This window comes from Candidatus Omnitrophota bacterium (assembly GCA_028712255.1).
GTDB lineage: Bacteria > Omnitrophota > Gorgyraeia > Gygaellales > Profunditerraquicolaceae > UBA6249.
On the sequence record JAQTQJ010000007.1, the window covers coordinates 27,730 to 48,591 of the forward strand.

General features: G+C 37.7%; 19 protein-coding genes. All 19 read left to right on the forward strand.

The genetic code is table 11. The features are described from left to right. The first annotated feature begins 1 nt into the window (after position 1). From PHC29_04455 to PHC29_04545, 19 genes are read left to right on the forward strand one after another with little or no spacing between them, the layout of a single operon-like run. Positions 2–892, forward strand: coding sequence for a class I SAM-dependent methyltransferase (locus PHC29_04455; GenBank protein ID MDD5108743.1), 891 nt, complete (start codon positions 2–4; stop codon positions 890–892). Next, positions 889–2,058, forward strand: a complete 1,170-nt coding sequence (locus tag PHC29_04460) for a glycosyltransferase family 2 protein (protein ID MDD5108744.1) — start codon at positions 889–891, stop codon at positions 2,056–2,058. Before PHC29_04455 ends, PHC29_04460 begins: the two co-directional genes overlap by 4 nt. Next, a complete protein-coding gene (locus PHC29_04465) occupies positions 2,055–3,098 on the forward strand; it encodes an SDR family oxidoreductase (GenBank protein MDD5108745.1) in 1,044 nt (347 codons plus the stop codon). The genes PHC29_04460 and PHC29_04465 overlap by 4 nt, the downstream gene beginning before the upstream one ends. Then, entirely contained in the window at positions 3,095–4,342 is a 1,248-nt protein-coding gene (locus PHC29_04470) for a class I SAM-dependent methyltransferase (GenBank protein ID MDD5108746.1), read from the forward strand. Before PHC29_04465 ends, PHC29_04470 begins: the two co-directional genes overlap by 4 nt. A gap of 2 nt (positions 4,343–4,344) precedes the next feature. Beyond that, a complete protein-coding gene (locus tag PHC29_04475; GenBank protein ID MDD5108747.1) occupies positions 4,345–4,884 on the forward strand; it encodes a dTDP-4-dehydrorhamnose 3,5-epimerase family protein in 540 nt (179 codons plus the stop codon). After that, positions 4,884–6,104 carry an HAD-IIIA family hydrolase gene (locus PHC29_04480; protein ID MDD5108748.1) on the forward strand — a complete coding sequence of 407 codons (1,221 nt, stop codon included), beginning with the start codon at positions 4,884–4,886 and terminating at the stop codon, positions 6,102–6,104. Before PHC29_04475 ends, PHC29_04480 begins: the two co-directional genes overlap by 1 nt. Beyond that, the gene (locus PHC29_04485) at positions 6,101–7,093 is read left to right on the forward strand and encodes a GHMP kinase (protein ID MDD5108749.1); all 993 of its coding nucleotides are present in this window, start codon (positions 6,101–6,103) and stop codon (positions 7,091–7,093) included. Before PHC29_04480 ends, PHC29_04485 begins: the two co-directional genes overlap by 4 nt. 34 nt (positions 7,094–7,127) lie before the next feature. Next, on the forward strand, positions 7,128–8,231 hold the full coding sequence (locus PHC29_04490; protein MDD5108750.1) for a hypothetical protein: 1,104 nt from the start codon (positions 7,128–7,130) through the stop codon (positions 8,229–8,231). After that, positions 8,228–9,118: an NAD(P)-dependent oxidoreductase gene (locus PHC29_04495; GenBank protein ID MDD5108751.1), complete on the forward strand. Its 891-nt coding sequence runs from the start codon at positions 8,228–8,230 to the stop codon at positions 9,116–9,118. The genes PHC29_04490 and PHC29_04495 overlap by 4 nt, the downstream gene beginning before the upstream one ends. 16 nt (positions 9,119–9,134) lie before the next feature. Further along, positions 9,135–10,061, forward strand: a complete 927-nt coding sequence (locus PHC29_04500) for a thiamine pyrophosphate-dependent enzyme (GenBank protein MDD5108752.1) — start codon at positions 9,135–9,137, stop codon at positions 10,059–10,061. Next, positions 10,058–11,002, forward strand: coding sequence for a hypothetical protein (locus PHC29_04505; GenBank protein MDD5108753.1), 945 nt, complete (start codon positions 10,058–10,060; stop codon positions 11,000–11,002). Before PHC29_04500 ends, PHC29_04505 begins: the two co-directional genes overlap by 4 nt. Next, positions 10,999–11,946 (forward strand): NAD(P)-dependent oxidoreductase, encoded by a 948-nt coding sequence (locus tag PHC29_04510; protein ID MDD5108754.1) that lies wholly within the window; start codon positions 10,999–11,001, stop codon positions 11,944–11,946. The genes PHC29_04505 and PHC29_04510 overlap by 4 nt, the downstream gene beginning before the upstream one ends. Continuing rightward, positions 11,946–13,325, forward strand: a complete 1,380-nt coding sequence (locus PHC29_04515; protein MDD5108755.1) for a hypothetical protein — start codon at positions 11,946–11,948, stop codon at positions 13,323–13,325. The genes PHC29_04510 and PHC29_04515 overlap by 1 nt, the downstream gene beginning before the upstream one ends. Before the next feature lie 5 nt (positions 13,326–13,330). Beyond that, complete coding sequence (locus tag PHC29_04520; protein MDD5108756.1) at positions 13,331–14,332, forward strand: class I SAM-dependent methyltransferase; 1,002 nt, start codon at positions 13,331–13,333, stop codon at positions 14,330–14,332. Between the two features lie 39 nt (positions 14,333–14,371). After that, on the forward strand, positions 14,372–15,757 hold the full coding sequence (locus PHC29_04525) for an O-antigen ligase family protein (GenBank protein MDD5108757.1): 1,386 nt from the start codon (positions 14,372–14,374) through the stop codon (positions 15,755–15,757). A gap of 7 nt (positions 15,758–15,764) precedes the next feature. After that, the gene (gene asnB / locus PHC29_04530; GenBank protein ID MDD5108758.1) at positions 15,765–17,540 is read left to right on the forward strand and encodes an asparagine synthase (glutamine-hydrolyzing); all 1,776 of its coding nucleotides are present in this window, start codon (positions 15,765–15,767) and stop codon (positions 17,538–17,540) included. Between the two features lie 13 nt (positions 17,541–17,553). Continuing rightward, the gene (locus PHC29_04535; GenBank protein ID MDD5108759.1) at positions 17,554–18,621 is read left to right on the forward strand and encodes a radical SAM protein; all 1,068 of its coding nucleotides are present in this window, start codon (positions 17,554–17,556) and stop codon (positions 18,619–18,621) included. 11 nt (positions 18,622–18,632) lie between these two features. Next, positions 18,633–19,406, forward strand: coding sequence for a class I SAM-dependent methyltransferase (locus PHC29_04540; protein ID MDD5108760.1), 774 nt, complete (start codon positions 18,633–18,635; stop codon positions 19,404–19,406). Next, positions 19,403–20,851: a radical SAM protein gene (locus PHC29_04545; GenBank protein MDD5108761.1), complete on the forward strand. Its 1,449-nt coding sequence runs from the start codon at positions 19,403–19,405 to the stop codon at positions 20,849–20,851. Before PHC29_04540 ends, PHC29_04545 begins: the two co-directional genes overlap by 4 nt. Positions 20,852–20,862 lie beyond the last annotated feature (11 nt).

Sequence of the window (20,862 nt, forward strand, 5' to 3'; positions counted from 1 at the left end):
TATGAAAACACAGTGTCCGGTTTGCAAAATAAACTCAGGATCAGCATTTACAACTAAAGATTGGAATAGGAGGGTTTCTACCGAAGTCTTTAAATACCAGAAATGCATGAAATGCGGTTTAATTTTTTTAGCCAATCCGCCGGTTGATTTGGGAGTTTATTATGGGGAAAGTTATTACTGCCGGCCGCTATTTAAAAAAATAGAAAACGTCGCAAAAAAAACAAGCTTTCAGCTTGCGATGATTAAACGGTTTGTCAAAGATGGCCGTCTTTTAGAGGTGGGGCCAGGTTATGGTGTATTTGCGCTTCAGGCAAAAAAAGGCGGCTTTGAGGTGGATGTTATCGAAAGAGAAGGAAAATGCTGCGATTTTTTAGCAAAAATTATTGGTGTTAAGGTCATTAAAAGTGATAAGCCTCATGAGGTTATTGAATCGGCAAAAGAATATGATGTTATTGCGCTTTGGCAGGTTATCGAACATTTAACTGACCCTTGGGAATTTTTGAAGAAGGCTGCAAAAAATTTAAAACCAAACGGAGTAATTTTAATCGCGGCTCCTAACCCTGCGGCTTTTCAGTTCAAGCTGCAGGGCGCGCAATGGCCGCATGTGGATGCCCCGAGGCATTTATGGCTTATTCCGGTTGAGCTGCTAATCAATTATGTAGAACCTTTTGGCCTAGAGCCTGTGATGGTAACTTTTAATGATAAAGGGGCAAGAGCTTGGAACAGATTTGGTTGGCAGCGTTATTTAATGAATAAATCCTCTAATAAATTGTTTCAAACAGCTGCTTTTATTATGGGGCATTTTATTTCATTAGCGGTGGGTGTTTTTGAAACCAAGAAGGATAATGGAAGTGCTTATACTATTATTTTAAAGAAAAGAGCGAGTGTATGAAATTTTCAGTATTACTGCCAACCCGTAACGGGGGAAAGTATTTAAGAAATTGTATAACTTCGATATTGCTTGAGCCATATCAGGATATGGAATTGGTTGTTTCGGATAATGCCAATACCGATGAAACCCAAGAAATATTAAAATCTTTTTCTAGCGACTCACGTTTAAAGGTGGTGAGGTTCTCTGAGCCTGTCTGTGTGACAGAGAATTGGAATAATGCTCTTTTAGCCAGTAAAGGCGATTATGTCCTGATGATGGGGGATGATGATGGCCTTTTGCCAGGGTATTTTAACCGTATGGAGGAAATTTTAAAAAGATACAATAATCCCGATTGCGTTACCTATAATGCTTATAGTTATATGGCGCCCTATTCAATCGGCCAAGACAGGCAAAGTTATTACAAAGATCCTTTTTATTCTTTTGGTAAGGAATTTGAGAAAGAAAAAATAATACAAAAAGAGGAACGTTTTCTTATTGTTAGAGATATGTTTCGTTTTCATAATCGTCTTCCGCTTAATATGCAAACTACTTTGATGTCTAGAGTAGCTATGAATCAGATTAGGGGAGGCGCGTTTCAGCCGCCGTTTCCGGACCACTATGCGATAAATTCGCTTTTATTGACAGCAATGTCCTGGGTCTTTGTGCCTGAAAAATTATTGGTTGTTGGCGTATCTTCTAAATCATTCGGTCATTTCGCATACAATAATAAGCAGGAGGAAGGGAAAAAATACCTGGGAATTAATCCGGATTTTAAAGGCCAGCTTCCCGGTGCAGATATGAATAATTGTATGCATATCTGGCTGTCGCTTTTAAAAATAAATCATGCGGATTTATTAAAAAAAATAAAAATCAGCCGTTGTCAGTATATCCGGCATCAGGTTTATTCATGGTTTGCCCAGTATAAGTCAGGTATTTTACCTTTAAATGATTTAGGTAAGCGTTTTCTTATGCTTAATATGTTTGATTGGTGTTATTTATTATTTACAGTTTTTGATAAAAAAAGCTGGAAACATTTTTTGAATAGGTCTTCTAAGGGTGGTAAAGCTACACAAATTCAGAAAATATGGCCTGGGGCTATGTTTCTTGAGGGTGTTTCTAATATCAATGAATTTTCCAGTTGGATTAATAAACAGAATAATGAACAAAATATGCGAGGTATGAAATGAAGGTTCTTGTGACCGGAGACAGAGGATATATTGGGGGCGTTTTGGTAAAGATGCTATTGGAGAAAGGGCATAAGGTCAGTGGTTTTGATATTAATTACTATGAAGAAAATTTGCTGTATCCGTTGGATTACTCCTATCCTTTTGTAACCAAGGATATTAGAGATGTTACCTTTGAGGATGTACAAGGTTTTGATGCAATAATCCATTTGGCTGGCCTTTCAAATGACCCATTAGGAGCATTGGATCCACGTCTTACCGAAGAGATTAATTATGAGGGGACTGTAAAACTGGCAACTTTAGCAAAAATGGCTAAGGTAAAGAGATTTATTTATTCATCATCTCAGAGTATGTATGGAGTTTCTAATAATAAAGAAGAGTTGGATGAAGAGAATAGCGAAAAGAATCCTATTACTGTTTATGCCAAAACAAAATGGAAGGCGGAATTGAAATTAAGAGAGTTGGGAAATGATGAGTTTATAGTTGTGGCATTTCGTCCTTCGACGGTATTCGGAGTCAGCCCCAGATTACGATGCGATATAGTTTATAATAATTTAGTTGGTTGTGCTTATACAACAGGTAAAATTGAAATCAAAAGCGATGGCACCCCTTGGAGGCCGGTAGTACATATCCGGGATGTTTCAAGTGCTTTTATTGCAGGATTGGAGGCGCCGCAGGAGCTAGTTGCCAATCAATCTTTTAACGTGGGTATCCCCAACGGTAATTTTACGGTAAGGGATTTAGGGGAAGCTGCGCAGCAAGTAGTTAAGGGGAGTAAATTGATTTTTACCGGCGAACATGGAACAGATTCCAGGACTTATCGCGTAAGTTTTAAGAAGATTCTGACGGTTTTAAAAGATTATTTCAAACCGGAATGGAATCTATTGCGCGGAGGCGAGGAATTAGTCAAGTTTTTTAAAGAGATAGATTTTAATGAAGAATATTTCAGGGGAAGGATGACCAATCGATTAAAGCAGCTGGAATATTTACGCGGATCCGGCCAGATTAATTTAGAATTGCGTCGTGCTAAAGGAGAGCGATGAATAACTCGTTACATAAGACAATCGAAGTTTGCCGTATATGCGGCAGTAATAGGATAGAAACATTTCTTGAGCTTGGGTTGCAACCTCCGGCTAATAGCCTCAGGAATAATTTAGTTGAAAAGCTTCCGCTAATTCCGCTTTCTCTTTGCCGTTGCTCAGAATGTTCAACTGTGCAGTTGACTGAAACAGTTGAGCCAGAGCATCTTTTTAAACATTATGTTTGGGTCACAGGAACATCATCTACCGCTAAAAATTACGCTAATTTATTCTGCCAGGAGGCTTGCAAAAGGTTAAACACTAAAAGCCCGTTTGTTGTTGAGGTTGCAAGCAATGACGGAACATTTTTAAAAGTATTTAAAGATAAAGGTTTTGAAGTCCTTGGGGTAGATCCTGCCGAAAATATAGTTAAGATGGCTAATGATAGCGGTATTCCTACAATTGCTGCATTTTTTGGCGAAAAAATTGCTAAGAAAATAGTCTCTGATAAGAGGAAAGCGGATTTTATTTTTGCGCGTAATGTTATTCCTCATGTTGCCAATGTGCATGATGTTGTTGCCGGCATGAAGCATTGTTTAGCTGCCGATGGAGTAGGAGTAATTGAATTTCACTATGCTGGGGTTATTGTTGACGGGCTTCAATACGATTCGATTTACCACGAGCACCTTTTTTATTTTTCGTTAAAAAGTATGCAGTATTTACTCAAGAAACATGGTTTGCAAGCTTTTGATTTGTTAGAAAGCCCGATTAGCGGCGGATCTTTAGCGCTTTATTTTTCTCATAAAGGCGCGAATAAGCCTATTGAGCAAAGATTAAAGCAGAAAATTGATGCTGAAGAGAAGAGTGGGTTAAATAGCAAAGAAGTTTGGGATAAATTTTCTAAAGATTGCCAGAAGCATAAAAATAAATTTGTCGAACTCATTCTAAAGGAAAAATCAGAAAATAAGAGATTGGTTGGGTATGGCTCTTCTGCAAGGAGTTCTACTTTGCTTAACTATTGTAACATTAATAAAGAACATTTAATTTGTATAGCTGATCAGAATCCATTAAAACACAATAAGTATGCTGCCGGTTCCGATATACTCATTATTTCTCCCGAGGAGGCTTTTTCCAAAGGGCCTGATATAATTGTTTTACTGGCGTGGAATTTTAAAACAGAGATAATTTCACTTTTAAAAAATAAGTATCATTTTTGCGGAAAAGTAATTGCGCCGTTTCCCAATTGCCCGCAGATGCTACAACTTTAAATATGAAATTCTACGAACAAAAAATAAAAGGTGTTTGGATTATTGAGGCTGAGCCTTTTAAGGATAGCCGCGGGATGTTTTTTAGGCATTTCTGCCAGAAAGAATTTTTAAAAAACGGCTTAGAATCTAAGATCCTGCAGACTAATGTTTCCAAGAATAATCAAAAATATACTTTACGGGGCATGCATTATCAGCTCAAACCTTTTGGCGAGCACAAAACAATGTTATGCGTCTCTGGGGCCATTTATGACATTATTGTTGATTTAAGGCCCGAATCGGAAACATTTTTAAAATGGATATCCGTTGAATTGAATTCTCAAGCTCCTTTGAGTTTGCATATTCCTGCCGGATGCGCTAATGGATATCTTACTTTAAAGGACGATACTACTATTCTTTATTATATGTCTGAATTTTATTCGCCAGATGCTTATCGTGGTTTCCGTTATAATGATAAGCTATTTGATTTTAAATGGCCTGCCGAACCGGCGATTATTTCGGACAAAGACCGTACTTATCCTGATTTTGATCCTAGGGGTTGCTGATGGATATCCCTAAACAAGCTGTAATTCTTTGCGGAGGATTGGGGGAGCGTTTGCGTCCTCTAACTGATTTAGTGCCTAAGCCAATGGTTCTGGTTAATGGCGCACCTTTTTTATGGTATCTTTTGGAGCAGCTTAAAGATAATGGTATTAAAGAAGTTATTTTGTTAACCGGGTATCGGGGAGAACAGATCTGTGAATATTTTAAAGACGGCAACCAGCTAGGGCTATCTATACGATATTCTCACGGGCCTGTAGAGTGGGAAACCGGGAGGCGCCTTTTTGAAGCCAAGGAGTTACTCGATGAACATTTTTTACTTTTATACAGCGATAATTTTTTACCTTTTAACTTAAAAAAAATCGTAAAGTTTTATAATGAACAGAAAAAGTTGTTGAGTTTTATTGTGCAACCTAAAGAGAAAGGCAATATCCGTATGGGTGAGGCAGGAGTTGTCCAGGTTTATGATAAAACTCGTTCTGCTGCAGGTTTGGGCTTTGTTGAATTAGGATATATGATCGTAAACAAGAAAGTATTTGAATTTTATAGCGATAAAGATGTTAGTTTCTCTGATATAATCAACAAATTGGTTTCGGTGGGCCAAGTGGCTGGTTTTACTGTTTTGGATACTTATTATAGTATTTCAGATGTACAACGCTTAAGGATGATGGAGAAATATCTCCAACCCAAGAAGATATTACTTATTGATAGAGATGGAGTGATCAATAAGAAGGCGCCAAGAGGTGAATATATTGGTTCTTGGGAAGATTTCTCTTTTATCCAAGAAAATATCGAAGGAATGAAAAAGCTGAGTCAGGCAGGTTTTTCATTTATCGTTATCTCCAATCAGGCCGGTATTGCTCGAGGTATGGTGACGGCTGAAGCTGTTGAATTTATTCATCAACGGATGAAAGAGGCATTGAATGGTGAAGGAATAAGTATTTTAGATATTTATCTTTGTCCGCACCATTGGGATGAAAAGTGTTTCTGTCGTAAACCTGAGCCGGGGCTTTTCTTTGAGGCTGCGCGTAAGTGGAGTTTCCGCTTGGATAAGGCATATTTTATAGGAGATGATCCCAGGGATTGTCAGGCGGCTTATCGAGCTGGTTGCGGATGTGTTTATACTGGCCAAAACGATGATTTAAAGGATTTAGGCTTTGAAGAAAAACCTGAATTTGTAGTTAAGAATTTAAACGAAGCAGTACCTTTTTTGGAGAAAATATGATTATTTCAAGGACTCCTTTTCGGATTAGTTTTGCTGGAGGCGGGACCGATCTGCCGGAATTTTATTTAAAAGATGAAGGCCAGGTAATTTCTACCGGCATAGATAAGTATATTTACGTGGCGGTTAAACGCCAGACAGCTATCTCAGAATATAAATTCCGGATAAATTGGAGCAAGGTGGAGTTTAAAGATAAGATTGAGGATATTGAGCATCCGATTGTCCGTGAAGCCTTAAAGATGATGGATATGGATATCCCGCTTGAAATTTCCACATTTGCGGATATTCCTGCAAATACCGGATTGGGATCTTCTAGCTCTTTTGCTGTCGGATTATTACATGCGCTTTTTGCACTTAAAGGAAAAATGGTTACTAAAGGTGTGTTAGCTGGTATGGCCTCGCATCTTGAAATCGATAAGTTAAAGCGCAAGATCGGTAAGCAGGATCATTATGCTGCTGCATATGGCAGCCTTAATATTTTTACTTTTCATACTGATGGAACTGTTTCTGTGGATCCGGTTTTTTACAAGCCTGAAATAAAAGAATCTTTGGAGAGCCATCTAATGCTGTTTTATACTGCCATAAAAAGAGATGCTCATAAAATTTTACGCGTTCAACACATGAAGACGCAAGAAAAACGCCATGTGCTTGCCGAGATGAAAAGTCTGGTGGCTCCCTTCGGGGAGTTGCTTTCTTCCGGAGCCAATCTACGGGAGTTTGGCCGCCTCCTGCATCGCGGTTGGTTGCTTAAGAAAAGCATTACGGATGAAATCTCATCTAAGGAAATCGACGGCTATTATGACCGCGCTATGGCAGCTGGAGCCCTTGGGGGAAAACTTTTAGGCGCAGGCGGGGGAGGATTTTTACTTTTCTTTGTCGAGCCGAAAAAGCAGAAAGCAGTGGCTGGTGCGCTTTCGAGCCTTTATCGCTTGCCGTTTAAATTTGAAAACGCAGGCACAAGGATTACTTATTATGACCAATCTCTGGTTTAGTTTATTAGTTGTTTGTGGATAAAGTATAAATTATATGAATTTTTCTAAATTAAAAATTGGTTATGTCCCTTTTGGTAAGCCGAAATTTCATCCTTTTGATTTAAGGAATTTTGTTTATTATGCGAATAAACGGAATATTAATTTTGAGATAGCGAATCCGAACGATGAATACGATGTTATCGTATTAACTCCCGGAGTTGATGTGAGTGCTTGGAGCCGTTTTCCCAGAGGGCGTACGAAAATAATTTATATATCTGTTGATGCTTACCTGGCTGTACCGCGATTTGATCTTCGGGGTGCCTTAAGAGGGCTGGCTAAGTTTCTTGCGGGAGAACATAAATTTTTAAAACTTAATTATGTTAATGCCATTAAGGATATGTGTAAGAGGGCTGATGCTGTTATCTGTGCGACTTTAGAACAGGAGAAAGATATCCAGATGTATTGCAAGAATACACATATTATTCTGGAGTTTCATCAGAATGTATTACGTGATGTTAAGACTGATTATGTTGCCAATGGTACGATCAATTTAGTTTGGGAAGGTAGGCCTGAAACTGTTAGAAGCTTAAAACAGATTAAGGAAGTTTTAGTTAAACTTAATAAGAAATATCCATTAATTTTGCATGTCATCACGGATCTTGAATATGGAAGATATATGAGTAAATTCAAGAGAATCTCAATTGTAGACGAGATAAAACAAATTTTTGGGCACCGCTATTATGCTAATACTGTAAGCGGTAATAAATCTTTGGTTCATTTATATCAGTGGAACAGGGAATTGTTGTCTACTTTGATAACCGCTTGTGACATAGCCGTTATTCCTTTAAACGACACTGATGCTTTGATGCATGGAAAACCTGAAAATAAGTTAGTATTTTTCTGGAGAGCAGGTTTACCTACTGTTGTCTCAGCTGCACCGGCATATGTGCGCACAATGGAAAAGTGTAAATTACCGCTTTATTGTAGGAATGAAGAAGATTGGTATAAGAATCTGGAAAGATTAATTCTAGATCCGGAAACTAGAAAACTAGCTGGTATTCAGGGTAAAGAGATTGCGGATACATTATATAGTGAAGAGCAGTATCTGAAGCAGTGGGATAAACTGTTTCAGAGTGTATTGGGAGATCGTTTATCATGAAAATATTTATGACGGGTTGTGGTAGTTTTATCGGCAAAGAAGTTTTACGGCTTGCTAAAGTTAAGGGGATTCAGGTAACCGGAGTGGATTTAGTTGAGACAGGCCAGGATGGATGTTCGGTTGCGGATATTCGTTCTCCGAAAATAGCCGAAAAGATACCTTTAGATGTTGATGCTGTTATTCACCTTGCGGCTTTGTCTCGCGATGCAGATTGTCGGAATAAAGCTTATTCGTGTTTTGATGTCAATGTTATGGGAACACTAAATCTAATTGAGGCGGCTCAGGGTAGAGGAGTAAAGCAGTTTATTTTTGCTTCGTCTGAATGGGTATATGACCGCTTTGAAGAGGGCATAGCTAAAAAAGAGGAGGATGTTATCGATATAGCTGGCCTTACTTCCGAATATGCCTTATCGAAATTAGTTAGCGAAGCAAATCTTCGCCAAAAATATCAGCGTGGATTTTGTCCGGTAACTATTTTAAGATTCGGTATTGTTTATGGGCCGCGTAAGGATAACTGGTCAGCGGTAGAGTCTATTTTTAATGCGGTTAGTACTCAAGATGAGGTAACTATTGGTTCTTTGAAAACCGGACGCCGCTTCGTTCATGTTTCCGATATTGCATTAGCGGTAATTGCCGCAATCGGATTAACCGGTTTTGAGATTATTAATATTCAGGGGAGGCAGATGGTTACTCTCGGCGATATTATAGAAACTACTAAGTCGCTGCTTAATAAAAATCCAAAGGTAATCCAGCGTACTCCTGAACAAATAAGCCTACGTACTGTTAGTGATGTTAAAGCCAAGCAATTGCTTAAGTGGCGTGCAGAAATTAGCTTGCAGGATGGGCTTAAATCAGTGTGTGATTTTTTAGGAACAAAGATTGCTTAAACTAGAAAAGGTGAAAATGGCTATTAAGCTTGATAAAAGGGTTGCTCAGGAAGTTTTACGTATCCGTTTTAGTCAAATGATTGTTAATCAGGGCAATAAAGACAAGCAATTTAAATGTCCTGTGCATCTGGCATTTGGACATGAAGCTATAGCTGTAGCTGTTTCTGCCTGTATGAAGGATAAGGATGGTTTGTTATTGACGCACCGTAATATTCATTACAATTTGGCTAGAAGCAGGTCTCTGAAAAAAAAGATCGATGAATATCTTTGTAAAGAAACCGGTGAAGCTAACGGACAATTGGGTTGTATGAATCTGTATAACGAAGATGCGGGAGTTTTATATACATCGAGTATTCTAGGCAATCAAATGGCTGTGGCAACAGGAGTGGCTTTAGGTAATCGTGTTAAAAAATCAAACGGAGTAGCAATTGTTGTTATCGGTGACGGGGCTATTGAGGAAGGAATATTCTATGAGAGCCTGGTCATGATGAAGACATATCGCCTTTCATCTTTGATCATTGTTGAGAATAACGGCTGGTCACTGGCGACTCAGATCCATGAGCGCCGCTGTGATATAAAACTTGATCTATACGCATCTGCTTTGGGTATACCTTACTATCGCCTGGAGGGCAATGATGTTTATGGGTATATCCGGTTATTGGAAGAGGCACGTTCAAAAGCCCTGACTGATGAGACCCCGATTATTGTGGAGGTTGCTTTACATACATTGGGAGATTGGGTTATGAAGACTGAAGAGCATTCGGCTGGTAAATATATTAATTATCATGCCGGTGCGGCTCCTAACGTTGGGCTTATTGATTGGCCGGTTATCGAAGAAAGCGATTTTGATCCTGTACATGTTTTGAAAAAATACTTTGAATTTAGTTTTCTAAAAGAGTTGGCTGAGAAAGTCTTTAAGGGCCTACGTGAGGAATTAGCATGAATTATATTACGCATATCAATGCTTTAATTAGATCAAGGGTTGCTGAAAAATCTCCTCTAGTAATGTTTGGACAAAATATCGCAGCGGGTAGCTGTATTAGTGGTTTGACAAAGGGGCTTAAAAGCGATGGTGGCCATTATGTCTTGAATACTCCGAATTGTGAAAACACTCTTGTGGGAATGGGGTTTGGATTGATGTTAAACGGAGTTTCTTCAATATTTTTCATGAAACAACAGGATTTTTTATTACTGGGAATAGATCAACTCGTTAATACTTATAATATTATGCGTTGTCGTAAAATTGAGAGTTCATTTACGATTGTTAATGTAATCGTGGATAGCGGTTATGAAGGGCCACAATCTTCACTGAATAATTTCTATGATTTTTGTTCTATAGCCCGTATTCCAGGCTATGCTGTTTCCAATAAACATGATTCTGAGGTTATCATAGAGAAGCATTTGATAGCTCCAGGATTTCGTATTATCGGTATTAGCCAACGGTTGTGCCGACAGGAGATTATACAAGTTGATGAAGAGGTTTCTTTTGATAAGAATGGGGAGATATTCCAGTATTCTGACGGTGGAGATCTTTCGGTGGTTTGTTTTAACTATGCGTTCCCTCAGGGCTTGGAGTTATGCAATAATTTCAAGAAACATAATATAAATGCCTCTTTATTTTCTGTTAATGCCATACTCCCTGTGGATTGGAAGAAGATCCTGGATAATGTAAAGATGACTGGTAAACTCGTAGTCCTTGATGATTCAAAAAGCGTAAATTCACCCGCGCAACATTTTGTTATTGCTGCCCAACAGGAAATTGTGCCGGGCAATGTAGTATATTTTTCTCGTAAGGATAAGGATTTAATCCTCGGTCCGAATGCCGATCAGTTTACTATTGATCATGGCGTTGTGATGTCAAAATTAGGATTTAATTCTAAATGAGTTTAAAAAAGATTTGGTTAACAGGTTCCCGCGGATTCATCGGTAATGCAGTTGTTTCGTCTCTTAACAAATCCGAAGCAGAATTATTCTGTTTTACGAATAAGTCCTCAAAAGAAGAGAAGGCGCATTCGCAAGCAGTGCGTGTCTTGTGTATGGATTATCTGGATGCGCAGGATATCAAGGCGAAGGTTAATTCTTATGGCCTACCGGATATTTTTATTCATTTAGGCTGGGGGGATATGACAAAACCCGATTCTTCTTTGCATTTGGGAGAGAATGTACAGGCAGGCAAAAATTTGATAGGTACGTTATTTAAGCTTGGTCTCAAGAAGTTCATATTTGTAGGCTCGATGAATGAGTATGGCGCGCGGATTGGTATGCTTTCTGAAGATATGGCTCCGCAAGGCAGGCTTACAAACTATGCTAAAGGGAAAATAGAGGTGGCTAAATTTGGGTTTGAATACGCAAAGAAACTGGATAGGGTATTTATTCACGTACGGCCGTTTTATGTGTATGGCGCAGGCCAACGGCAGGGTTCGTTGATCAATCAGTTGTATCAATCTTATTGCAAGGATACCAGTATTGATTTGAGCCCGTGTGAACACTATAGGGATTATATCCACGTGTCGGCTGTAGCAGAAGGGATACGCAGGGTTTGTGACGCAGAAGAATCCGTGACGGTTAATCTAGGTAGCGGCATGGCAGTAAAAGTCAAAGATTTCGTCCTTCTTTTTTGGAAACTGCTTGGTGGAGATATGAAAAAATTGAATTTTGGTGCCAGAAGTTTAGGTAGTAACGAACCTGAACAACCTAGAAGCTACGCTGATTTAAGCCGTTTAAAGAACCTCACGAATTGGGCTTCGATACTTTCGCTTGAAGAGGGGATTAAGATAACAATTAAGGAATTAGAAAATAGTTCTTCTAATATGGTAAAAAGGCAATAATGTCCAATATTAAAATAAAAGATATTTTATCGAATATCCGAAATATTTTCTCTAAAAGAATTATTTTTTGGATTTGTATTAGCGTAGGCATTATTTTATTAGTAAATTATTTTTTGAACCTAGTTGTAGTATTAGGGCACCATGTTCCCGTTAGATCGATTAGAATTGAATATACCTTTGCAAATAAGGTTTTGTCCGGGTGGCGCTATTTTTCGGTGCAATGGCTTAAAATTGATTATATTTATGGATTGTTTTGGGGGATTATTTTGGGCTTAAGTATTTTTATCTGGCCAATACGCCAAAAAGATAAAAAAGCTGTTTTTATTGCCTGGTGTATTAAATTATTTGTGGTCTTATTCCTGATGCTTTTTTATGAATGGCATTATTATTGTTTGGATTCTTATGGCTATTATAATGCCACTTTTTACAATAGATCAGAATGGCCTTTTATGAGTATTCAGGGCTCTATTTTTGCTATGGTTAACCTTATTTGGTTGCAACAGCAAATTATACCTTCTTTTCACGCTGTGAAAGTTAGTTTTGCTATGCTTGGCCTAGTAGCTATCTATATCTTCTATCGCGGGATAGTTATTTTTTTAAAACAGGAGAAAATAAGTTTATTCTATATTCTTGTTTTTTTCCCTTCTATTCTGTTTTGGTCATCAATATTGGGCAAGGACCCAATATCATTTTTAGGTATGGCTTTGTATGTTTATGGTGCTATTGGATGGTATTGTCGTAGGAAGAGGTTATATCTTTTGATTCTGATATTAGGCCTTCTAGTATCAATTTACATAAGAGCTTGGCTTGGCTTAATTTTGCTTGTACCTTTTATAGCATTATTCTTTTTAGGTTTAAAAAAATCAGGTAAAATATGGTTTTTGTTATCAGTTACGGGTTTTATTGTTTTATTTAAGAATATGCTAATTAAATTCTTCCAGCCCCAAAGTTTGGATAAATTAGTTAAAACAGCTAATCAAATGAGCTATGGTTTTGATGCAGGAGGTAGCGCCCTGAGATCACATGAACATTTTTCGGATATAATCCAGATGCTGTTTTATATTCCAAGAGGTATGTTTACCGCTTTATTCCGTCCTCTGCCTGGAGAAGTGCATAATCTTTTTGGTTTTTTAGCAGGAATAGAAAACATTTTAATTTTAATAATTTTGCTGTTTGCGATACGCAAGCTTCGTTGGGCAGACCTAAAAGAGCCGTTATTTATTTGGGCAATCTTATTGATTTTGGCCTGGGGGAGTGTTTATTCATTCTTAGCGTATAATCTGGGAACGATATCGCGTTATCGGTTTCAAATTATGCCTATTTTGTTAATTCTAATATTGTACCCGTTTAGAAAAAGACATGTAACAGAGAAAGGCTAGTTCTAATGAAAATGTATTATTCAGATAAAATTGCCTTACTTAAGGATATTTTTGGCACTGATCATTGTGAGTTGAAAGACGATCGGTTGGTAATTTCCGGAAAAGAATTCCCTATTATTAATGATGTTATTATACTTTTAGAGCCGTCAAAATGGCCGGCAACTCTTAGAAAAAAAGTACAGATTGGTAAAACCGATAATTCTGAATTTATCTCTGATTTTGCGGAAGACATCCAATTTACTTTTGGTGCAGAATGGGTTAAATACCCTCATATTCTGGCTGAACATGAGAAGGAATTCCTGTTAAATTTCGAACTTATTGATTTAAGCAGCCTCAAAAACTCTCGAGTTTGTGATTTAGGCTGTGGGATAGGAAGATGGAGCTATTTTCTCTATGATAAATGCCGTGAACTTGTTATGATTGATTTTTCTGAGGCGATTTTTGTGGCCCGCGAAAATTTAAGAAAATCCGATAATACAGTTTTTATAATGGGAGATTTAACAAATTTACCGTTAAAGGAGAAATTTGCGGATTTTCTGTTTTGCATAGGGGTATTGCATCATCTGCCGTTTAACGCCTTGGATATGGTTAGAAAATTAAAAAAGTATTCTTCGCAGATATTGATCTATCTGTATTATTCTTTAGATAACCGGCCTTGGTTTCATCGTGTTTTACTTTCTATTGTAACTGCTGTACGTAGCTTGGTTACAAAAATTCGAGCTCCTGTTTTTCGTTCCATATTTGTGGAATTAGTGGCAATACTGGTTTATTGTCCGTTTATTCTGTTGGGTAAAATCTTTAATTTATTCGGTTGGGCGCATTATATCCCGCTTGAGTATTATAAGGGGATGAGCCTTAAGCGGATTCGTCAAGACGTATATGACCGTTTTTTTACCCGCATAGAGCAGCGTTTCAGCCGGAAAGAGATTATGGTTTTAAGAGATACTTTTAAAGATGTCAAGGTATCAGAAAATCTTCCTTATTGGCATTTCTTGTGTATAGATTAAAGTCTGTGATTATAATTTTTTTCGGTAAAATTGGAGGAAATGATGTTGCATCAAATTAGTGATTTTATAAAAAAGATAAGTTTAACTGAAAAGCTATTATATTTGTATATTATTCTGATTCCCGTAATGAGAGTGCCATATTTGCCGTTTGTAGGGCAGAAAATACAGTATTCTGATATAGTTTTTTTACTTTTATTTTTCATTTGGCTAGTTCAGTTAATTAAAGGTGGGAGATCTTTTTTAAACTTGCCTCTAAAGTTTTCTCTTGGAGGTATGTTGATAGTTTTTCTTTTTTCCTTTGTCCATACAGAACATTTGGCCAGAAGCGGCCTTGAATATGCGGGGATTTTATATTTGGTTAGTTTATATGTTGTATTGTGTCAAACGGTTGATTCTCAAGCAGTATGGTGGCGTTTAATTAAATGTTGGTGTCTGGTTAGTTTGTTGATTGCCCTGACTGGCATCGGCGCTTATTTTATTTCTGTAATCAGCGGACATCCTAACTTTTTAGTGGTTGATCATGAGTTTCTTGGCAATGCCAATCAAGAATTGGTTTTGCGTTTAGCTTCTATTTTTCGTCATCCTGCCATGTTGACTATGTATTTACATACCACTATTGTTTTTGGTTTTGTTCTTGCAGCTAGGAAAAATAATGGTAAATGGTGTTTCTGGGGGTATTCAATAGTCGTTTTATGTTTTATCGCTGCCCTTTTAACAAAAACTAGGTGTAATGCAGGAATTGCTTTTACCATATTTTGCGGATTAGCTTTTATGCCCAAAGAAAACATTTATATTTTAATATTGCGCTATGCGTCTTTTATCTATGCTTTAGTCCTTATGATTGCAGTAGTTTTTCTAACTGTATGGTGGATTTTTCCGGTTCATGTACAAAGAAATTTAGAGCGCCAAACCGTAACTATCGAATTAAACTCCGCGCATCAGCCTTATTTTATGCAACATATGATAGAGACCAAAATTATTAGGGATTTTCCTTGGGTAGGCGTTGGGATGGGTATGTCGAACGATAAGGCAATCGATTATATACACTATCGTGATATTGAGAAACCATTTCGTATGTTATATCCTGATTTAAGGGAAGATCAAGTAAGTAGGTATAAAACAAGCATTGATCCTCATTCAATGTATTTAGGTATTGCTGCTGAAACTGGTTTATTGGGTTTAACTGCTTTGCTATTCTTTTTATTTAGAACTGTATGTTTTTTTTGTAAAGCAATAAAACAAGAGATTAATATTGAGAATAGGTATATTAATCAGATAATTCTGGCAGGGCTGGGAGGTTTTTTGTTTAATGCTTTGTATGTGGATATGCTTACGGTGCGTTCTTTTTGGTTCTTGATCGCTATGGGCGTGATTTATATAAGCATAAGTAGGCATAAAGAAACCGGGTTAGAAGAGCGGGGATAATTTTATTATGTGTGGTATAGCCGGAAAAATAAATTGGAACTCGGCCGTGGGTACAGAAGTAGTAACCAAGATGTGCGATATGATGCGGCATCGCGGTCCAGATGACCACGGTATTGTTAGTCTGGGTAATATTACCCTTGGGCATAGAAGGCTTTCTATTATTGATCTGTCGGAAAATGCGCGCCAACCTATGGTGTCTTCCGATTCCCGGTATTTTATTGTTTATAATGGCGAGGTATATAATTTCAAGGAGTTAAAGAAAGAGCTAGAGGAGCTAGGTGTTAGTTTTCGTTCATTATCTGACACTGAAGTAGTCCTTTATGCGTATATACATTGGGGTATAAAGTGCCTGGATAAGTTTAACGGCATGTTTGCTTTTGCTGTCTGGGATAATTATCGCAAGGAGTTGTTTATGGCCAGAGATAGGTTTGGTAAAAAACCACTCTATTATTATAAAGATAGGAATAGATTGATTTTTGCTTCGGAGTTAAGCGCGCTTATCTGTGATAGCGATATTCCCCGTGAGATTTCTTATGAAGCCTTGAATTCTTATCTGGCCTTAGGTTATATTCTTTCACCGTTAACGATGTATAAAAATATATTTAAACTTGAAGCCGCTACGTACATGAGTATATCTGATTCGGGAAAAACCTTAAAAAAAACCAGGTATTGGAACTATGCGGATCAATTTAGAGTAAAAACAAACTTAAGTGAAGATGATATCGCTTCAAGAGTTTTAAGCTTGCTTGAAAATGCGATTAAAAAGCGTATGGTAAGTGATGTACCGATAGGTGCGTTTTTGAGTGGTGGTATTGACTCTAGCTCGGTTACAAGTCTTATGAAGAAATACCATAAAGGCCAGCTTCATACATTTAGTATGGGTTTTGACCAGCCAAGTTATAGTGAAATTAAAGATGCCGCTCGTGCAGCGCGTTGGATCGGCACGATTCATCATGAAAAAATATGTAAGGCTGGAGAAAGTATTAATCAGATTAATGACGCTATCGGTGTTTACGATGAACCGTTTTCAGACACTTCGCTTATTCCGACATTTGAACTCTCAAGGTTAACTTCTTCTTATGTCAAAGTCGCTTTATCCGGGGACGGAGCCGATGAAATATTTGCCGGATATGTAACTTATATGGCTGATCGCTATTATGGATACGCAAAGATTCTACCTGTATTCCTAAAGAGGTTGTTATCGCGTATGCCTGAATTGTTGCCTAGTTTCAGGCATAGAAAAATGAGTTTTGGTTATAGGCAAAAGCAGTTTTTTTATGGCTCACTGCATCCGGCCCAGCAGGCGCATTATTTATGGCGGATTATTTTTAATCCTGAGGAAAGGATCCGGATATTGGGTCAAGGACACCGGGAGTTAGTCTATGATACTGATCCCTATTTGACTTTTAAGAAATATTATGCCCAAGCGCAAGATTTACATTGGTTAGATAGGTATCTTTATGTTGATGCTATGACTTGGTTGACTGATGATATCCTTGTTAAGGTTGATCGGGCATCGATGAGAAATAGCCTTGAGGTTAGATCGCCGTATCTTGATGTAGATTTAGTAAGTTTTGCGGCTTCAATTCCTGCGGATTTAAAATTAAGGGGATTTAATACAAAATATATTCTAAAAAAAGCGCTTCGAAATACTTTACCTGATTTTATACTTAAAAAGAAAAAGAGCGGTTTTAGCGCTCCCGTAGGGAGTTGGATTGGTTACGACGGAATCGATGAATTTAAAGCTTTTAATCAGTTTGTTTTTGGTAAGTTCGTTTCTTAAAGGGATCTAAGCAATGAATCTATCCGCAATCTATGAAAATATCCTGAATTGCCACGGGCTTTTGGCGTATCTTTATGGTAATGGAATGGCATTTGCACCTTTACGGATTCAGTTAGAAGTAACCGGAATGTGTAATCTAAGATGCGAATTTTGCTGCCAGGATCAGGATTATAAGTGCGGCAAAGAAGAACTAACCCTTTCAGAAATCAAATCAGTTATCGACCAGGTGCCGAGGTTTACTCTACTAACGTTCTCAGGAGGAGAACCGCTTTTAAGGAAAGATATCAAAGAGATAATAAGTTATGCATTAGAGAGGAAGCATTTCTGTAATATAAGCACTAATGGCGTTTTGCTTAATAATGAGATTATTGAATTATTGGTAAGAAAAGGATTTTTGGCAATTAGTGTCTCTTTGGATGGTATGGGTGAAATCCATGATAAGTTACGTGGAGTTCCACAGACATTTAGTAAAGTAAAGAATAATCTTATTGCCCTTTCTAGATCTAAAAAAGAGCAGAAGAAAAAATTTCCATTGCTGGATATTAAAACTATCATTACCGATAAGAACATTGATGAGCTTGTTAAACTGTATTCTTTTTGCGAAAGTATAAGCGCAGATTTCTTTACTCTTTCATTGCTTAAGATAAATCAGGCTCAATTTAATCCATCCTCGCTTAAAGATAATATTGAAGATGAATTTTTTTATCGCCGAGGTTCAAGAGTTAATTTAGAGACAAGTAGGTTAATAAGTGCTTTAGAACAGCTGGAAAAATTAAAAGGAAAGACTAAGATTAGGCTTTATCCCCGTTTTAGGTCTTTGAAAGAACTCCAGAATTTTTTAGCCGGTAAATGCGGTTCTCAGGTGAGCACCTCTGCTTGTCTTGAACCATGGTCATCATTTCAGATTAATGCTTTTGGCCGGGCTTATCCATGTTTATCATATAAAGTAGGCAACGTAAAGGAACAGACATTAAAAGAAATATGGGGATCGGAGCGTTTTGTTTCTTTTAGAAGGCGATTGAAAAAGATTAAACTTTTTCCTTCATGCGATGGCTGCTGTTATTTAAAGATGAGGATTTAACCTAAAAACTAATGGCTCAGCTAAAACAAAGCGAATGGCATAAACAATGGGAAATATTCCGGGATGAAGAGTTGTTTCTTTTTCAGGATTGGATTTATCCGGTAAGACTGGAAGATTTTCAGGGTAAAGATGTCCTGGAGTGTGGATGCGGCGGCGGCCAGCACACATCATTCATTGCTCCTTATGCTAAAAGTATTACCGCAGTAGATCTCAATACCGTCGATATTGCAGTCAAGAGAAATAAGGATTTTAAAAATATTGAGTTTATAGAAGCCGATATTGCTTCAATGGATCTGGGTAAAAAATTCGATATAGTATTTTCTATTGGCGTAGTGCATCATACAGAGAATCCTGATAAGGTAGTAGAAAATCTTAAGAGGCACGTTTTACCGGGAGGAAGATTGATTCTTTGGGTCTATTCCCAGGAAGGGAATTTTTTAGTATCTAATATTGTTGAGCCACTTAGAAAAGTATTTTTGCGGCACCTAAATAAACGAGTACTTATGTTTTGTTCTAAGGTGATTACCTTATTGTTGTATCCTATTGTCTATTCTCTATATCGGTTTCCTTTGCACTGGTTGCCTTATTATGAGTATTTTGAGAATTTCCGCAAATTATCTTTGACCAGAAACTGCCTTAATGTTTTTGATAAGCTTAACGCTCCGCAGGTAGAATTTATTTCGAAAAAGAGAATAACGGATTGGTTTCCCATGGAAGATTTTAAAAATGTTCATATTTCTTCTTATAAGGGGGTTAGCTGGAGAGGTAGCGCAGCAAAAATATGAAAAAACTAAAGATTCTTCTTCAAGAGCCTTTTGTTCCCAGAGAGGTTACCTATGGTAAGTTTGCAAAAGGCGCTGGTACCAATACATTCTCTTACGGTATGGCTTGTCTTGCTACTTATATTAAGGAGCGAGGTTATGATGTTTATTTTCTTGATCCTAACCTAAAAGGGATGAACCAAGCAGAATATAAGGAGTTTTTGGAATTTAATAAATTTGACGTAATTGGTATCGGTTCTACAACATTACAAATAGATTATGCTTTAGAATGTTTTAAGGTTATAAAAAGCATTTTTCCACGCACAATTACCGTATTAGGCGGCGTTCACGCTACGCTTATGCCGCAAGAAACCATTTGTGCTAGCGCAGATATAGATTATCTGATATTGGGGGAAGGTGAAAAGCCTTTTTATCATCTGTTAGAGAAATTGATAAAAGGCGATATTGCTGCTATCAAAAATATTTCCGGGGTTTGTTATAAATCAGAAACTAACATTATTTTTAATATGCCGAATGAGGATGATTTTTTGGCTCCGGAAGAGATACCGCTTCCGTATTTTGATATATTTTCAATGCGGGAGTATGTGCCTCAAGTAACTTTTGCTAAAGCTTTTCCGTCATACACAGTCATTGCTTCTCGGGGGTGTCCGTTTCAGTGCGCCTTTTGTAATGCTAGTGCTACCGTGGGTAAGAAAGTCAGGTTAAGGCAGCCAGAGTCCTTATTGGAAGAAATACGTATCCTTAAAGAAAAATACGGGGCTAAGGGGATAATGTTCCTAGATTCTACATTTACGATCAATAAATCCTGGCTTACGCAATTCTGCCGGGCCTATATTCAATCGGGATTAAATTTACCCTGGGCTGCTAATAGCCGCGTGGATACTGTAGATAAGGATCTTTTGATGCTTATGAAAGAAGCCGGGTGCTGGAATATTACTTTTGGTATCGAATCAGCAAATCAGAAATCGCTGGATCTTATTGATAAGGGGACGACCGTCCAACAGAATACGTCAGCTATTCAAATGGCTTTAAGGATAGGGTTTAATGTTTATACCAGCCATATAATTTGCCTGCCCGGGGAAACAGAGGATGATGCCGATAACACAATCCGTTATGCCCGCAGTATGGGCAATCACATGGCGATGTTTTACCTACCCGTGCCTTTTCCTAAGACAAAACTAAATCAGATATGTAGGGATACCGGGGGGTTAAGGGAAGGGGCTGCCTGGCGAGATTATAACGCATGGGATTATTCGAAACCGGTATATGTAAGCCCGATTCTGGGTAAAGAAAAAATGTTTGAGCTTTACAAGAAAGCCTATATAAGTTTTTATTCTAATCCTGTTGTCTGGTACCGTAATGCCAAAGATATGGTATTATTGAAGCAAAACCCCTATCGTTTTTGGCTAGGTTTAAAGTCATTCTTTTCTTTTATCTTTCACAGGTAATCAGGAGGCCT

Bases quoted from the DNA above. Each gene is read 5' to 3' on its own strand.
- PHC29_04455 (MDD5108743.1), top strand. From the start codon at position 2: ATGAAAACACAGTGTCCGGTTTGCAAAATAAACTCAGGATCAGCATTT.
- PHC29_04460 (MDD5108744.1), top strand. From the start codon at position 889: ATGAAATTTTCAGTATTACTGCCAACCCGTAACGGGGGAAAGTATTTA.
- PHC29_04465 (MDD5108745.1), top strand. From the start codon at position 2,055: ATGAAGGTTCTTGTGACCGGAGACAGAGGATATATTGGGGGCGTTTTG.
- PHC29_04470 (MDD5108746.1), top strand. From the start codon at position 3,095: ATGAATAACTCGTTACATAAGACAATCGAAGTTTGCCGTATATGCGGC.
- PHC29_04475 (MDD5108747.1), top strand. From the start codon at position 4,345: ATGAAATTCTACGAACAAAAAATAAAAGGTGTTTGGATTATTGAGGCT.
- PHC29_04480 (MDD5108748.1), top strand. From the start codon at position 4,884: ATGGATATCCCTAAACAAGCTGTAATTCTTTGCGGAGGATTGGGGGAG.
- PHC29_04485 (MDD5108749.1), top strand. From the start codon at position 6,101: ATGATTATTTCAAGGACTCCTTTTCGGATTAGTTTTGCTGGAGGCGGG.
- PHC29_04490 (MDD5108750.1), top strand. From the start codon at position 7,128: ATGAATTTTTCTAAATTAAAAATTGGTTATGTCCCTTTTGGTAAGCCG.
- PHC29_04495 (MDD5108751.1), top strand. From the start codon at position 8,228: ATGAAAATATTTATGACGGGTTGTGGTAGTTTTATCGGCAAAGAAGTT.
- PHC29_04500 (MDD5108752.1), top strand. From the start codon at position 9,135: ATGGCTATTAAGCTTGATAAAAGGGTTGCTCAGGAAGTTTTACGTATC.
- PHC29_04505 (MDD5108753.1), top strand. From the start codon at position 10,058: ATGAATTATATTACGCATATCAATGCTTTAATTAGATCAAGGGTTGCT.
- PHC29_04510 (MDD5108754.1), top strand. From the start codon at position 10,999: ATGAGTTTAAAAAAGATTTGGTTAACAGGTTCCCGCGGATTCATCGGT.
- PHC29_04515 (MDD5108755.1), top strand. From the start codon at position 11,946: ATGTCCAATATTAAAATAAAAGATATTTTATCGAATATCCGAAATATT.
- PHC29_04520 (MDD5108756.1), top strand. From the start codon at position 13,331: ATGAAAATGTATTATTCAGATAAAATTGCCTTACTTAAGGATATTTTT.
- PHC29_04525 (MDD5108757.1), top strand. From the start codon at position 14,372: ATGATGTTGCATCAAATTAGTGATTTTATAAAAAAGATAAGTTTAACT.
- asnB (MDD5108758.1), top strand. From the start codon at position 15,765: ATGTGTGGTATAGCCGGAAAAATAAATTGGAACTCGGCCGTGGGTACA.
- PHC29_04535 (MDD5108759.1), top strand. From the start codon at position 17,554: ATGAATCTATCCGCAATCTATGAAAATATCCTGAATTGCCACGGGCTT.
- PHC29_04540 (MDD5108760.1), top strand. From the start codon at position 18,633: ATGGCTCAGCTAAAACAAAGCGAATGGCATAAACAATGGGAAATATTC.
- PHC29_04545 (MDD5108761.1), top strand. From the start codon at position 19,403: ATGAAAAAACTAAAGATTCTTCTTCAAGAGCCTTTTGTTCCCAGAGAG.